Origin of the sequence: Luteolibacter flavescens, from assembly GCF_025950085.1 — a bacterium.
GTDB classification, from domain to species: domain Bacteria; phylum Verrucomicrobiota; class Verrucomicrobiia; order Verrucomicrobiales; family Akkermansiaceae; genus Haloferula; species Haloferula flavescens.
This window is the reverse complement of record NZ_JAPDDS010000004.1, coordinates 467,745-481,587: the sequence shown is the minus strand read 5'-3', so window position 1 is coordinate 481,587 and position 13,843 is coordinate 467,745. Positions and strand designations below refer to the sequence as shown.

General features: G+C 60.0%; 14 protein-coding genes. 7 read left to right on the top strand and 7 right to left on the bottom strand.

The window, feature by feature from the left end; translation table 11 throughout:
• Nucleotides 1–132: 132 nt before the first annotated feature.
• The 4 genes from OKA04_RS09995 to OKA04_RS09980 are packed head-to-tail and all read right to left on the bottom strand — an operon-like array spanning nt 133 to nt 2,343.
• Complete coding sequence (locus OKA04_RS09995; protein WP_264501013.1) at nt 133–666, bottom strand: hypothetical protein; 534 nt, start codon at nt 664–666, stop codon at nt 133–135.
• Nucleotides 663–1,190, bottom strand: a complete 528-nt coding sequence (locus OKA04_RS09990; protein ID WP_264501012.1) for a hypothetical protein — start codon at nt 1,188–1,190, stop codon at nt 663–665. The genes OKA04_RS09995 and OKA04_RS09990 overlap by 4 nt, the downstream gene beginning before the upstream one ends.
• A gap of 38 nt (nt 1,191–1,228) precedes the next feature.
• A complete protein-coding gene (locus tag OKA04_RS09985; protein WP_264501011.1) occupies nt 1,229–1,849 on the bottom strand; it encodes a DUF6766 family protein in 621 nt (206 codons plus the stop codon).
• On the bottom strand, nt 1,846–2,343 hold the full coding sequence (locus OKA04_RS09980; protein ID WP_264501010.1) for a DUF892 family protein: 498 nt from the start codon (nt 2,341–2,343) through the stop codon (nt 1,846–1,848). Before OKA04_RS09980 ends, OKA04_RS09985 begins: the two co-directional genes overlap by 4 nt.
• A gap of 524 nt (nt 2,344–2,867) precedes the next feature.
• Here OKA04_RS09980 and OKA04_RS09975 point away from each other — a divergent pair.
• The 7 genes from OKA04_RS09975 (at nt 2,868) to OKA04_RS09945 (ending at nt 10,564) form a co-directional block, all read left to right on the top strand.
• The gene (locus tag OKA04_RS09975; RefSeq protein WP_264501009.1) at nt 2,868–3,374 is read left to right on the top strand and encodes a ferritin-like domain-containing protein; all 507 of its coding nucleotides are present in this window, start codon (nt 2,868–2,870) and stop codon (nt 3,372–3,374) included.
• Nucleotides 3,375–3,509: 135 nt separating this feature from the next.
• Nucleotides 3,510–4,253: an SDR family oxidoreductase gene (locus OKA04_RS09970; RefSeq protein WP_264501008.1), complete on the top strand. Its 744-nt coding sequence runs from the start codon at nt 3,510–3,512 to the stop codon at nt 4,251–4,253.
• Nucleotides 4,254–4,420: 167 nt separating this feature from the next.
• Entirely contained in the window at nt 4,421–6,523 is a 2,103-nt protein-coding gene (locus OKA04_RS09965; protein ID WP_264501007.1) for a catalase, read from the top strand.
• Between the two features lie 49 nt (nt 6,524–6,572).
• Entirely contained in the window at nt 6,573–7,355 is a 783-nt protein-coding gene (locus OKA04_RS09960; RefSeq protein ID WP_264501006.1) for an alpha/beta hydrolase, read from the top strand.
• 28 nt (nt 7,356–7,383) lie between these two features.
• On the top strand, nt 7,384–8,637 hold the full coding sequence (locus OKA04_RS09955) for a zinc-dependent alcohol dehydrogenase (protein WP_264501005.1): 1,254 nt from the start codon (nt 7,384–7,386) through the stop codon (nt 8,635–8,637).
• A gap of 30 nt (nt 8,638–8,667) precedes the next feature.
• On the top strand, nt 8,668–9,501 hold the full coding sequence (locus OKA04_RS09950) for an SDR family NAD(P)-dependent oxidoreductase (protein ID WP_264501004.1): 834 nt from the start codon (nt 8,668–8,670) through the stop codon (nt 9,499–9,501).
• Between the two features lie 496 nt (nt 9,502–9,997).
• On the top strand, nt 9,998–10,564 hold the full coding sequence (locus OKA04_RS09945; RefSeq protein ID WP_264501003.1) for a cysteine hydrolase family protein: 567 nt from the start codon (nt 9,998–10,000) through the stop codon (nt 10,562–10,564).
• Between the two features lie 226 nt (nt 10,565–10,790).
• On the opposite strand, the gene tnpC is transcribed toward OKA04_RS09945, so the two are convergent.
• Genes tnpC through tnpA form a run of 3 tightly spaced genes read right to left on the bottom strand, consistent with a single transcriptional unit; the run spans nt 10,791 to nt 13,113 of the window.
• The gene (gene tnpC, locus OKA04_RS09940; RefSeq protein ID WP_264501002.1) at nt 10,791–12,323 is read right to left on the bottom strand and encodes an IS66 family transposase; all 1,533 of its coding nucleotides are present in this window, start codon (nt 12,321–12,323) and stop codon (nt 10,791–10,793) included.
• A 50-nt stretch (nt 12,324–12,373) separates the two neighbouring features.
• A complete protein-coding gene (tnpB, locus tag OKA04_RS09935) occupies nt 12,374–12,727 on the bottom strand; it encodes an IS66 family insertion sequence element accessory protein TnpB (RefSeq protein ID WP_264501001.1) in 354 nt (117 codons plus the stop codon).
• Nucleotides 12,721–13,113: an IS66 family insertion sequence element accessory protein TnpA gene (gene tnpA, locus OKA04_RS09930; protein WP_264501000.1), complete on the bottom strand. Its 393-nt coding sequence runs from the start codon at nt 13,111–13,113 to the stop codon at nt 12,721–12,723. The genes tnpB and tnpA overlap by 7 nt, the downstream gene beginning before the upstream one ends.
• Nucleotides 13,114–13,843: the final 730 nt, after the last annotated feature.

Below are 13,843 nucleotides of genomic sequence, written 5' to 3'. Positions count from 1 at the left end.
AGGATCGGGCGGATGGTCTCCCATTCGAGGTCACTGAGGCTGCTCGGATACGCTGGCATCGGAGGATTCTCCAATGGCCATGCGGCTCTGTACAGCCCAATTGCTCAACTTCAGTTAATTTTCAGACGGCTTCTAAGAGGCAAGGGCGGTGAGATTCTGAAAATAAAACAGTGTCGAATCACCTGCCGCGACGAATGCGTGGCCGGCATTCGGACCTGTCTGTGTCGTGAAGAGAAGGCCCTCCTCCAGCGGATTGTGATTTTCGTCCGTCATCAGCACATCCCGCCGTGATTGCTGCAGTTTCGCTGCACTCGTGGTGGTCATTTTCACCGTAGCCCTCACAATCGGGACGGGCTCCTCCTGGAGTCGCAGGCGGATCGTGTAGTCGCCCAGCAAACAGGATGACCTGAGAATCGTCTCCCCGCCTTCTTTTCCCACTGCGATCCGGGAAACATGCGGATCCTTTTCCAAGAGCATCACCGCGGTCAGGGTTCCGGCACCTGACTCGATGACCAACCATACCGACTGCGACGCCTCCATGACCCGGAACGGGCCTTTGCGCAACAGCAGTTGGGCGCGCCCCATTTCAATCGCGTGGCCCGCCCACGACCGGGTCAAGAACTCCTGTTCAACGGGATGGCGGGTAAATGGCGGCGAGCCCTTCATTGCGGGATATTCTCAACCCCTGAAACGATTCCGTGCCGTCGGGTCACCTCCAGCATCGCATCTACTCCCGCCTCCATCCGCCGGTCCTCGACGGCGTCACGCTGCTCGATGGCATCGAGTTCCAGCTTTGCAAAATCTACTCCCTCCCATTCAGGGATGAAAGGTGCGAGTTCCGCCAATATGACCCATAATAGACGCTTCCCTTGGATGCCGAGCGCCAGGACCTCCATGCCTTCGAACCTCCCAAGGTATCCCGGCTCCATTCCATCCCAATTGAGCTTCAGGCGGCTGGCCGCACCCGTGATGCTGCCGGCGACCTCCAGCATGGCGCTGCTACTTTCGCCCAGACGTGAGATCAGATCCTTAAGAAGTGTCCGGTCCGACTCCACCTTGCGTTCGAGGTCGTTGAAAAACGCGGCTTCGACGGTATCGCACGCGGAGGCGGCGAGCGAGCGGATGAGCCCGATGGCGCCGGCCGAGCCTCCGAGATGATCGTTGAGATAGCGGGTCAGGTTGTCGTCCATGGTTGCAGCAGGGAATAGGTGGAAGGGAAAATCCGTGGTCAGCTACCGGTCTCCGAATTAGGGGCCTCAACATCCTTGCTTTCCGGCGAGCCGTCCTGGCGCAGGAAGATGCTCAGAACCACGATCGATAAAACGGCGAGAAACTCGCTCTGCCAGTTCTGGAACGATTGGAACCAAAATTCGAAACTTCTGAGGAAGCCGCCGATCGTTTCAACGCTTTCGCCATGCTCGGCACGTTCTTGATTCAGCTGGCGAAGTCCACCGGCAGCATGGAGCAAAAACGATGCAACCAAGAGGGCGAAGAAGGCAAGGGACAGCGAATTCCTGTAAAGCCAACTCCAGTTCCTCCTTTTCCGCTTACTTTTGAAGGATTCGGCCTTGTCCGGGTCGTTCGACTCCGCGGAACCTTTCTGGAACAGCATCGTCGTCAGAATCACGTAAGCTCCCATTTGCAAGAACTCGCTCTCCCAGTTTTCACCGGTGGCCTGCCAAAAATGGCCGCTTGTCAGATATTCGCGATAGGTGATTAAAGCCCCGTTATGGAGCTCCAAGTCGTCGTTGAAGACATGAAACCCGGTGATCGACTGGCCGGTCCAAAAGGCCAGGAACAGTGCCAGCAACACAATCGAAAGCCCGTTGTTCCTGAATAACATTCTCATGGCTCCACCCCCAGTTCCACGCCGAATTCCTCCAACGCGACTTCGACAAGGCAACGCTTGAACTCACCCTCAAATGCCCGCACATCTTCCGCGGCCGATCCTTCAACCGCCAAGCCTGCGCGCTTCGCAATCCCGTTTGTAAAGCGGGCCGCCGCTTCCAAGTAAGAGGCTATTCGCAGTGTGTGCGCGATGATGAGCAGGTCACGCACAATGGTATCCCCAGCCATTCGGATGTGTTCGTTTCCGCCACTGATTAGTCCAGCCATGGCCTTGCATGTCGCTCCGCCTGGACCGACCGACTCGGCGCGGAAAATCCCTGAGATTTTCACCAGCGATCGCCCGAGGGCGGATCTGTGGTCCTCAAGCAATTCGCAAAGCCTTGCTTGCGTCGACCAAGCGACGAGATCCGGCATGCTTTCCGCAGCCTGGGCCGCAGCGCTGCAAAGATCCGAAAGCTGGTCAAAGAAGATGTCTTTGGTGCTGGAGATCGTCATGGCTTCAATCTCCCTGTTGCCATCTGACGATTGTTCCGTCTCATTTGCTGGAATTGTCGTGCTCTCGTCCCTCCGTCGCTCGTGAATGGACGGCATTCAGAGAAATCAAGTGCGTGTGCATTCCTTTTTGAACGGGTGTCGGCTTGATCGTCATTCAAGACGGAATCGACGGCCGTGAATCCGGCCGATTTCAAAAGAAATCTTCGGCTCATAAATCGCCATTGCATGACGTATGCCACCTGCGCCTATGGCAGCCGACAAGCTCTTCAGCCTAGCCTCCTCCGTCAGACGGGTCGGCCCTGTCACTCTAGCAAATGCAACGTGCAAAGGCAGTCTTCAATTCGCACCGGCGCGATGCCTCCAGTCGTTCAACCCCCGTCTTAAACGACGCCCGCCTGATAAGTGGTGGGATGTGTTGCGCTGAGTTGGGACCGCGGGAAGTAAGAGCATCGGTGTGGGCCCATGACAGGGAAGGCATGAGATGTGCGAGGGGACGAGCGCATTTGAAATAACCAACCCTCATCATGGCCAAACTCACAACAGTCGAAGTATTACTCGCCCAGGAGATCAAGGATCTCTACAACGCCGAGACCCAGCTCGTGAAGGCGCTGCCAAAGATGGCGAAGGCTGCGAGCAATCCGGATCTCCGCGATGCATTCAAGACCCATCTCGAAGAAACCAAGGTCCACGTGCAACGCTTGGAAGAGGTCGCCGAGCTTCTCGGAATTTCCCCCAAGGGCAAGGTCTGCAAGGCGATGAAAGGCCTCGTGGAAGAGGGCTCCGAAACCATCGAAGAAGATGGCGACGGAACAGTGAAAGACCTCGCCCTCATCGGAGCGGCACAGCGGGTCGAGCACTATGAAATCGCCGGCTACGGGACCGTGCGAGCCCTCGCTGAATTGCTCGGCTTGAAAGACGTCGTGAAGATTCTTCAGACCACGCTCGATGAGGAGGGAACCACCGACAAGAACCTCACCGCGCTGGCAGAACAGATCGGCCCCGTAGCACTTGAGGGTGCCGCGGCGGAGTAAGTTTCCATGGAACCTGGTGGGGTTCCGGGGTTCTTCCCCGGGACCCCTTTTCGTTTCAGGCCATGCGAGTCCCCGCACGCTCCTGGCTCGTCGGATCGCGGTGTCCGTGGCATGCGATCCGCGAAGGTTTTCGTCATGCATCGAGAACCTACGGTATCATTGGACGACTATCGAATCCTGGTGACGGGCGGGACCACTGGCATTGGTCGCGCGACCGCCCTTGAGCTCGCGGCGAAGGGCGCGAAGGTGCTGATCACCGGCACCGATCCGTCACACCTGGAGGACGCCTTGGATTCTTTCGCCCGCGCGCCGGGCGAGATAACAGGGGTTCTCGCTGACCTCGGGACCAAGGAGGGCGTCCTTGAAGTCTTTGCCGCCGTGGATCAGCAGCTCGGCGGCTTGGACATCGCGATTCTCAACGCGGGCATCGCCGAGTCCGGCCCGCTCTTGGAAATGAGCCACGACATCTGTCACGAGATTGTGAACGTGAATCTAGGCGGCTACATCTCCTGTGCCCTTGAATCGCTGAAGCGAATGAGCGGTGAGGGAGGGCAGATCATCCTGATTGGATCGATGAGCGCTGAAGAGTGCGGGAAGAATGCAGCCACCTACGTGGCCTCGAAATCCGGCGTCCGGGGCTTTGCGAAGTCGCTGCGGAAGGAGGCCAACCCGCTGGGCATTCGCGTCTCACTGATCGAGCCGGGTAAAACGGGGTCGGACATGCAGGATTCGCCACCATCCGAGCAGGAGGAGGCGCAGGAAGAAATGAAGATGCTCACGGCGGAGGATGTCGCTCGGAGCGTTATGTTTGTCCTGAGCCAGCCTGACCGATGTGACATCGTCATGCTCCAGCTCCGCCCAAGGCTGGAGGAGATCTGAATACAGCGGAAAAGCCTGCCCTTCGCATGATGCACGTGTGCGGCGCAATTTGAGATGGGAAGGTCACCTTCCATCTTTTCCGTCATGAGAATCAGCGGGGGGTTGCTGCGGCACGAGATATGCGAAAGCGCATGACTCCCGGCCCAACCGCTAGGGAAGCGCTACCCATGGCCAACAAGAAAACTCCACAGCCGCCGAAGTCGCCCGCGCCATCTGCCAAGCTCCCGGCAGAACTCCACCAGACCGCAGAGGAGAGCCAGCCTCACCTCACCACCAATCATGGCCTTCCAATCTCGGATAATCAGAACTCGCTAAAAGCGGGCGTCCGAGGCCCGCTCCTGTTGGAAGACTTCATTCTTCGCGAGAAGATCACCCACTTCGACCACGAGCGGATCCCGGAACGTATCGTCCATGCACGCGGCTCGGGGGCTCATGGCTACTTCCAGCCGTACGAATCTGCGGCGGACATCACCGAGGCCGCCTTCCTCCAAGACCCGAAGAAGAAGACGGAAGTCTTCGCCCGCTTCTCGACCGTCGCAGGGGGAGCAGGCTCCGTCGATCTTCCCCGCGACGTGCGTGGCTTTGCGGTGAAGTTCTACACCTCGCAGGGAAACTTCGACCTCGTGGGCAACAACATTCCCGTCTTCTTCATCCAGGATGCGATGAAGTTCCCGGATGTGGTCCACGCCGTGAAGATGGAGCCTGACCGCGGTTTTCCGCAGGCGGCTTCCGCGCACGCCACTTTCTGGGACTTCATCTCGCTCACGCCGGAGAGCATGCACATGATCATGTGGGCGATGTCCGACCGTGGAATCCCCCGATCGCTCCGGATGATCGAAGGATTCGGCGTCCACACCTTCCGCTTCATCAATTCGGAAGGCATCAGCCGCTTCGTGAAGTTCCACTGGCGTCCGACGATCGGAAGCGCGGCGGTCGTGTGGGACGAGGCCATGAAGATCAGCGGCGCGGATCCAGACTTCCATCGGCGCGACCTCTGGGAAGCCATCGAACGCGGCGATTTCCCCGAATGGGAACTCGGGGTCCAGGTCATCGAGGAAAGCGAGGCTGCGGATCTAGACTTCGACCTCCTCGATCCCACGAAGCTCATCCCGGAAGAAATCATTCCGATCCGGATGCTCGGCAAGATGGTGCTCAACCGGAACCCGGACAACCACTTCGCGGAGACGGAACAGGTCGCCTTTTGTCCAAGCCACATCGTCCCGGGCATCGGCTTTTCCGATGACCCTCTCCTGCAAGGCCGGCTGTTCTCATATCTGGACACACAGCTCCTGCGGCTCGGCGGGCCGAATTTCCATCAGATCCCGATCAATGCCCCGCGCTGTCCGTTTGCAAACAACCAGCGGGACGGGCTGCGCCAGATGCACGTGCACAAGGGCCGGGTCGCCTACGAACCCAGCCAGATCTCACCTTCTGACGCCCCGCGCGAGTGCCCGATGCACGGCTTTCGCACCCACCCCGAGGCGGTTTCCGGAGAAAAGATCCGGAAGCGGTCGGAGACCTTCGCCGATCACTACTCGCAGGCCCGGCTCTTCTTCCGGTCGATGACCGGCCCCGAGCAGAACCACATAGCGAGCGCTCTCACGTTTGAATTGGCAAAGGTCGAGGTGATCGAGATCCGCAAGCGCATGCTCGGCCACCTCGCGCACATCGATCCCGTGCTCCAGCAAACGGTGGCGGATGCGCTCGGAATGGCCGTTGAAGAGGCATTGGAGGTAGCCGCGGCAGTCCCGACACGGGACCTGGAGGTTTCCCCTTCGCTCAGCCTGATAGGCAAGGATCCCCGCACGCTCAAGGGACGAAAAGCCGGCATTCTCATCACTGACGGGGCCGACGCGGAGACATTGGCCGCACTCCAGGCCGCCTTCAAGAAGGAGAAGGCCGCCGTGGAATTGATCGCTCCGAAAATCGGCGGGGCCACCACTTCCGATGGAGCCCTCGTCCCCGTCCAACACTCGTTGTCGGGCGGTCCGTCGGTTTTCTTCGATACTGTCGCCATCCTAGCCGCCGAGGAGGCAATCGACGATCTCGTTCGCGAGGCTGCGGCTGTGAACTGGGTGCGCGACGCCTTTGGCCATCTCAAGGTGATCGGCTACACGATCGAAGCGGCCCCCCTGCTTGAGGCCGCCGGTGTCGCGCACGACGACGGAACCGTCCTCATCGAAAGTCCTAAGACGCTGAAATCCTACGTCGCCGCCGCACGGGACGGCAGGCGCTGGGACCGCGAGCCCTCGCTGCGCAGCATTGGCTGACACTCGAAAGAGCCGCTAACTTCACCATCTGAAGGGAATCCACTCATTTATGAAACCGAAAGTCATCTTCATCCACGGCATGTTCCAGAATCCGAAGAGCTGGGACGCATGGGTCACCTATTTCGATTTCCTCGGCTACGAGGTTCATGCGCCGGCATGGCCACTCCACGAAGGCGCGCCTGCGGATCTGAGGGCGAACATTCCGCGCGGCCTTGGCTCGCTCAACTTGGAGCGCGTGTATCACCACTACCGTGATATCGTGCGGGCTTCGGTCGAGCAGCCGGTGGTCATCGGGCATTCGCTGGGGGGACTCGTCGCGCAGCTGTTGCTCGCGGAAGGCCTGGTCCGTGCCGCCGTCGGGATCGCCTCGGTGGCTCCCAACAAGATGCTGGCGCTCGACTGGGGCTTTCTCCGCAACAGCGCCTCCATCACCAATCCATTCGCGGGTGACGAGCCTTACGAGATGACGCCGGAACTCTTCCACAAGAATTTCGCGAACACCCTGAGCCGGGAGGAGAGCGACCTGGCATGGGACGCCTACGCCGTCCACGAGAGTCGCCAGGTTCTTCGCGACATTCTCGGGGAGCAGGGGGAGATCGACATGGAGCGACCGCACAATCCGCTCCTGCTGATCGGTGCCGAGAAAGATGAGATCATCCCTGCATCATTGGTGCGCCGGAATGCCCATGCTTACCAGGACGCACGATCCCATCACGAATACCGCGAGTTCACGGGTCGCGGCCATTTCATCTGCGGCGAGCCGGGGTGGGAAGAGGTGGCGACATCCGTCTCCAACTGGCTCGAAGGACACCTCAGCGCCGTCCGCTCTTAAGATCCGAACCGTTACAATCACCAGAATCATGAAAGCAATCTGTTGGCATGGAGTGGGCGACGTGCGCGTGGACTACGTGCCCGATCCCGAAATCCTCGACCCGAAGGACATCATCATCCAGGTCACCGCGAGCGGCATCTGCGGCTCGGACCTCCATCTTTACGACGGGCTCATGCCCACCATGGAGGCTGGCGACATCATCGGCCACGAGCCGATGGGTATCGTGGTGGAGACCGGCAGGGACGTGAAGAAGTTCAGGAAGGGCGATCGCGTGGTAGTTCCCTTCGTTATTGCGTGTGGTTGCTGTTTCTTTTGCCAGAAGCAGCTCTACTCCGCCTGCGATACCACCAACCCCGGGGCCGATCTCGCGAAGGTTGCCATGGGTCAGGCACCCGCCGGCCTCTTTGGCTACTCCGGAATGCTGGGGCGCTACCCGGGAGGACAGGCTGAGTATCTGCGGGTCCCCCACGCCGACGTGGGACCGATCAAGATCGACTCCGGTCTTCCCGATGAAAAGGTTGTCTTCCTTTCCGACATCTATCCCACCGGTTACATGGCCGCGGAGAATGCCGGCATCGAGCCTGGGGACACGGTGGCGATCTGGGGATGCGGGCCGGTCGGCCAGTTCGCGATCCAGTCCGCCTGGATGTTCGGCGCCGGTCGCGTGATCGCCATCGACCGGGTGCCGGAGCGTCTGGAGATGGCGCGCGTCCACGGACGGGCTGAGGTCCTTAATTTCGAGGAGGAGGAAATCCACGACCGCCTCATCGAGATGACCGGGGGCCGCGGACCCGACCGCTGCATCGATGCGGTGGGAGCGGAGGCCCACGGCACCGGCTCGCTGGACGCGGTGGTGGACCGCGCGAAGCAGGCGGTGGGGCTGTCCATGGACCGCCCTCATGTCTTGCGCCAGGCCATCATGGCATGCCGCAAGGCCGGCACGCTCTCCATCCCCGGCGTCTACATCGGCCTGCTCGACAAGATCCCCTTCGGCGCTCTCGTGAACAAGGGCCTGACCGTCCGCACCGGCCAGACCCACGTGCAAAAGTACCTCTCCCCGCTGCTGGAAAAGGTGGAGAGCGGAGAAATTGATCCTTCGTTCGTTATCACTCATCGCATCCCGCTCGAAGGAGCACCGGACGCGTACGAGAAATTCCGGAAGAAGGAGGACGGCTGCATCAAGGTGGTGATCAAGCCTGGCATGGCCCCGGAACCGGTCCTCACGGAAGCCTCCCCGGTCAGCGCGACCGAGGTGCCGCCCGCCCTGGTGCCCGTGGTCTGAACCCATTCATCATTCAAACGAACCTTTGTCATGAAAGAAACCGTGTTACTCACAGGCTGCACAAGCGGCATCGGCCTTCACCTTGCCCATCAGTTTGCAGCAAATGGCCACTCGCTCGTGCTGGTGGCACCCGATGAGGGGGAGCTCGGTGTTCTGGCCGAAGAACTCAAGACCCGTTACGGTATCGCTGCCCGATGGATAGCAAAAGATCTCGAAGCGGCTGATTCAGCGGAAGAGATCTTCGACGAGCTACAGGCTGAAGGCATCCCGATCGAGATCCTCGCGAACAATGCGGGTCATGGTTTCCATGGAAGAACCTGGGAGATTCCCATTGAGACCCATCTGTCGGTGATCAGGCTGAACATCGAGGCGGTGGTCCGTCTCACCAACTTGTTCCTGCCGCCGATGGTTGCGCGTGGTCGCGGGAAGATCTTCATCACCGCGTCGGTCGCAGGCTTCGAAGCGGGCCCCACCGTGAATGTTTATCACGCCTCGAAGGCGTTCGTCCTTTCCTACGCGGAAGGCTTGTCGGTGGAGTTGGAGAAGACCGGAGTCACGGTCACCGCCCTTTGTCCTGGCGCAACCGACACTGATTTCTTTCCGAAGGGCAACATGGAAGGCGTCGTCGGCTTCCAAAAGGGCAATCTCATGGACCCGAAGGATGTGGCCGAGGCAGGCTACAATGGCCTCATGTCTGATGATCTAATCATCATCCCCGGCATGCTGAACAAAACGATCGTGGCGAGCCGCAGGTTCCTTTCAGAGCATGCGCTCGCGAAGATCTCCGAGAAACAGTATGAGGACGTCCCTCCGGAGAAACGGGAGCGGACTCGCGGCGACAAGGAGAGCCCTCCCCAGCTTTGAAGCCTTGGCAAACTGGAATTCTCACTTCGCCGCCGACTTGCCTCGCCGGATTTCCATAGCGACACAGTAAACAACTCCAACATCCCACAATCATGAATACTCCATCGGATCCATCCAAACCGTCTGATCCTGCACTGTCTCCGCACGCAAGCGGTGTCTCTCGAGAAACGGAAGAGCATGCCGCCGACCGCGCACAGCGCCCCCGCCTCCGTGCGAACACGCTCAACTGTCACGCCGCAGAAGACTTGCGTTCTGTAATCGAAGGCTGGATCGCCCGGAATCCATGTGCTGCTGCGGCCGCGTTCTTTGGTGCAGGATGTCTGATTGGCTTGTGCAGCGCTCGCCGAATGAACCGCTAGGTCCAATCATCGTGAGACGCTTTAGTGGCGACTCCCACCGCTAAAGCTCCTCGACGCCTTGCTACGGATTCCTCTTACCATTTACCACGATCTTTGCGGATTAAGGCCTAGGCTCCACGTGTAATAATACTAGTCCGATGTCCAACCTCCCACTGAGATCAGCACTTTTATTAGTCGACGTCATTAACGACTTCGCGTTCCCCGACGGCAAGGTTCTGCTCAAGCATGCGTTACCGGCAGCGAGACGGATGGCTAAAGTGAAGACGGCTGCCAAAGCCGTAGGAATGCCGGTTATTTACGTGAACGATAACTTCGGGCATTGGCAGTCGACCTTCCACGAGCAGATTGAGCGGTGTCGCGCATCCGAATGCCTGGGTCAGCCAATTGCGAAGCTATTAGCGCCAGAGAAAGAAGACTACTTCGTATTGAAGCCACGCCACTCCGGGTTTTACTCCACCTCGCTCGATGTGTTACTGGATTTCCTGAAAATTCGCACCATTATCCTGACAGGTTTCGCGGGAGACATTTGCGTTCTGTATACCGCCAACGACGCTTATATGAGATCCTATGAATTGATTGTCATCAATGACTGTATCGCGTCGGAGACCGCAGCCGGCAATGGCGCGGCCATTGAGCACATGAAAAACCGATTGAAGGCCCGCTCGATCAGCTCGAAAACGTTCCGGTGCTATGTGCGAAAATAGTAATATGACCGATTTCACATCCCCGGTTGTCTGAGCAAGACCGAAGCTCTTTTCGAAAAAACCCAGGGGCACTGATTTGCGGGAAGCCTTTTACGCTCGATCCGGTTCAGCTCTTTGTTGGTTCTTTCGTCTGTCCAAGTGGCGTTAGTCCGTAAGCGTGGCGTGAAGCACCGTGCGAATGACGTTGCCCGGCAATCCCGCGGCCTTCATTCTGGCCGATCGCCCCTCATGCGGCTCTTTGCCGGGCAGCTTGCCGGGCCTTGAGCCAGTTCGCCGGGGTGAGGCTTGCAGCTTCACCGGCTTTCATCGCCGGCAGGCGGGTCAGCACATTCTCCAGATAATTGCGCGGATCGATTCCGAGCCGCCGGCAGTTCTCAACGACGGTGTAGAGGATCGCGGTCTTCTCCCCGGCGGTCTCCCTTCCGACGAAGATCCAGTTCTTCGTGCCAAGCTTGGTCGGGCGGATCGCGTTCTCCACCAGATTCGTGTCGATCTCGACGCGACCGTCAGCCATGCAGACCTCCAGGTTCGGCCACTGGTTGAGGGCGTAGCGGACCGCCTTGCCGAGCAGGCTCTGGGGCAGGATCGAGCGACGCCTGGCCAGCAGGTCGAAGAGCTTCTTGAGCCGGGCATGGATCATGCGGCTTTGCGAGGAGCGCACGGCTTCGCGCAGGGCGGGACCGGCACGTGTTTGGCGCAACCGGCGCTCGATCCGGTAGAGATGCCCGATCTGGCGCAGGATCCACCCCACGAGCTTCGGGGCCTGGTCCTGTGCTTCGAAAAACTTTCGGCGGACGTGCGCGTGGCAGCCGGCAAGCGTCACTCCCGGCTTGCCCCTGCTCCATGCCGGATAGGCGGAGTAGCCGTCGCACTGGATGATCCGCTCCATCCCGCCGTCGCCAAGCAGGCCTGTCAACGCCCCTTGGTCCCGTCCCTCGTGCCAGCGGTAGAGGACACTGCCGCCGGGGATGTTGGAGGTCCAGAGGTAGCCGTTGCGGGCCTTGCCGTGGCCGGGCTCAAGATAGCGGATCGGGGTCTCGTCGATCTGCAGGTAGCCGCAGGCGCGGTGCTCTGCCTCGATCCCACGGTAGATGGCGGAGAGCCATTCGGAAGCAAGCAGCGCCCAGCCGCAGAGCGTCTTGCGGTCGAGACTGACTCCCTGCCGGGCGAAGATCCCGGCTTGGCGATAGTAGGGCAGATGGTCGGCGAAGCGTGCGGCAACCACTTCGGCAACGAGCGCGGGCGTGGCAATGCAGCGCTCCTGGATCGACGGCGGCAGCCCGGCGATTACCGGCTTGGCCAGCGGGTCGGCCTTGCGGACGTATTTGCGCCGGACCAGGCGGCGGCGCAGGAAGCGTCCGGGCCGGTAGTCGAGCTGCTCACGCACTTCCTCACCGATGTGCCGCCATGCCGCGGGATCTGCCTGCACTTCGGGCGGGTCGAGGATCTCCTCGATCACCGGCAGGTGCTCCGGGATGCGCGGCTGCCGCGGCTTCTTGCCGGGCTTGGGCCGATGATCCTCCTCAGCCGCCGGTCCGGGGCCTTCCGGAGCGGCGGCGGGCGCTTTTTTTGACGCGTCCGGGTCAAGCAGCAGTTCCAGTTGGCCTGGATCGAGGCTCTCGCTCTTGGCCCCGAAGATCCGGCGGGTCAGCGCGTCGACCGCCTGCTTGAGAAGCGCGATCTCGGCGGACTGCCGCGCGATGAGCTCGTCGCGTCGGTCGATCTCGCCCTGCATGCGCTGCCGTTCGTCTTCCGCCATCTACGATGCATGGCGTAGCAAGAATGCCCGGCGGCTGGCAAGCCGCGAGCTCATCCAAGCTCATACCACGGCCGCTTGCAGCCATCGCGCATGTCGATCCCATCAAGCAGGAAGGCAAGCGCGGTGGAACTGAGCCTCAGCTTGCCGTCGCGGATATCCGTTCCCTTCGGCCATGAGAATGTCCCGCGCTCAAGCCGCTTTGCCAGAACCCATAAACCGCTTCCGTCGAAGTAGAGGAGCTTCAGCAAGGTCCTGCGCTTGTTGGTGAAGGCGAAGACCGCACCGCTCTTCGGATCTTCCTTGAGCTTGCCGCTCACCGCGTCGTGCAAGCCGTGAAACGACTTCCGCATGTCGCAGGGCTCCACCGCGACGAAGACCTTGAGGCTGCCGGAGAAGCTCAGCATCGCGCTCCCTCCGCAAGGCACTTCAGCAGCTCCGCCACAAGCGGGGCTTGCCCGGCATGACGGAGTGAAATCACCACCCCGCCTGGCAACCCGATCTCCAGGGTGGGGATGGAGTCCCGCGCCACGGCACTGAAACCCTCCACTTCGGCAAGCACGAGCGTCCCGGACTCCGGGGCCGGCAACCCCGGGTATCCGCCGCGCTGGCGCTTCCGTGCCTGGAGCCACGTGGCGAAGGTCTGGTATTTCACGCCGTGCTGCGCGGCAAACTGCGGTCCGCTCAGACCGCTCGCCTCGTAGGCATCAAGCAGCATGTCCCGCTGCTCCCGACGGAAGCGGATCCTGCCGATGCAGTCCTGCTTCACCAGGTTCCCGTTCGTTGTCGTCATATTCACTATGGCTATGACGACAACGAGTCTTCGGCTGCAACAGCAAGCGCACGGTGCTTCGCGCCACGCTTACGTTAGTCCCGCCTCATTGTAAGTAACTCATGCCAATTGAGAGTTTCCTCTGCATCCCGCAGATGAAGAAAATTCCCGTGCCGTAGAAACATCTCCTCCATGAAGCACCTCCCTCCCCACGAAAACGCCGTTTATGAAGCTCTGACCGGAGCGATGGCAAAAGAGCGATCAAAGAGCCTTAGCTACGTGTTTTCCGTTGGTAAAGGTCGACTAGTGGTGGAATGCATCTTCATGCCGAATGATCTTGCGACTGCCTGCGGCCCGCGCCTACTTCCAGATCCTCCAGTAATGGAGAAACGAGGTGACTTGTGGTGAGCAGCACAACGTTGATCCTGAGGGAAGCGAGTGGATTCCTATCCCTTGGCCTACACGAAGAAGCGTGGGACACCCTCGAGACCTTGGACCCTGAAGACAGGGAGGGGCTGCCAGCAATCCGAATACGGACGGCGTGTGCAATCCATTGGCGCAAATGGGAACTTACCAGTCGCCTCGTAGGTCTTCTTCGGGAGGGTGATGCCAACGACAAAAGAACTGCAGCTGAGGCCTACATCGTCATGGCGATCGTCAGCATCCAAAATCGAGATTTCGAGGCAGCCCGACAATCTATTCGGGATTCCGTGATGGCGGACCCCACGATGGGAATCGCCTTAATCGACAA

Coding starts and splice junctions, on each gene's coding strand:
- OKA04_RS09995 (WP_264501013.1), bottom strand. CDS start 666: ATGAAGGGCTCGCCGCCATTTACCCGCCATCCCGTTGAACAGGAGTTC.
- OKA04_RS09990 (WP_264501012.1), bottom strand. CDS start 1,190: ATGGACGACAACCTGACCCGCTATCTCAACGATCATCTCGGAGGCTCG.
- OKA04_RS09985 (WP_264501011.1), bottom strand. CDS start 1,849: ATGAGAATGTTATTCAGGAACAACGGGCTTTCGATTGTGTTGCTGGCA.
- OKA04_RS09980 (WP_264501010.1), bottom strand. CDS start 2,343: ATGACGATCTCCAGCACCAAAGACATCTTCTTTGACCAGCTTTCGGAT.
- OKA04_RS09975 (WP_264501009.1), top strand. CDS start 2,868: ATGGCCAAACTCACAACAGTCGAAGTATTACTCGCCCAGGAGATCAAG.
- OKA04_RS09970 (WP_264501008.1), top strand. CDS start 3,510: ATGCATCGAGAACCTACGGTATCATTGGACGACTATCGAATCCTGGTG.
- OKA04_RS09965 (WP_264501007.1), top strand. CDS start 4,421: ATGGCCAACAAGAAAACTCCACAGCCGCCGAAGTCGCCCGCGCCATCT.
- OKA04_RS09960 (WP_264501006.1), top strand. CDS start 6,573: ATGAAACCGAAAGTCATCTTCATCCACGGCATGTTCCAGAATCCGAAG.
- OKA04_RS09955 (WP_264501005.1), top strand. CDS start 7,384: ATGAAAGCAATCTGTTGGCATGGAGTGGGCGACGTGCGCGTGGACTAC.
- OKA04_RS09950 (WP_264501004.1), top strand. CDS start 8,668: ATGAAAGAAACCGTGTTACTCACAGGCTGCACAAGCGGCATCGGCCTT.
- OKA04_RS09945 (WP_264501003.1), top strand. CDS start 9,998: ATGTCCAACCTCCCACTGAGATCAGCACTTTTATTAGTCGACGTCATT.
- tnpC (WP_264501002.1), bottom strand. CDS start 12,323: ATGGCGGAAGACGAACGGCAGCGCATGCAGGGCGAGATCGACCGACGC.
- tnpB (WP_264501001.1), bottom strand. CDS start 12,727: ATGCTGAGCTTCTCCGGCAGCCTCAAGGTCTTCGTCGCGGTGGAGCCC.
- tnpA (WP_264501000.1), bottom strand. CDS start 13,113: ATGACGACAACGAACGGGAACCTGGTGAAGCAGGACTGCATCGGCAGG.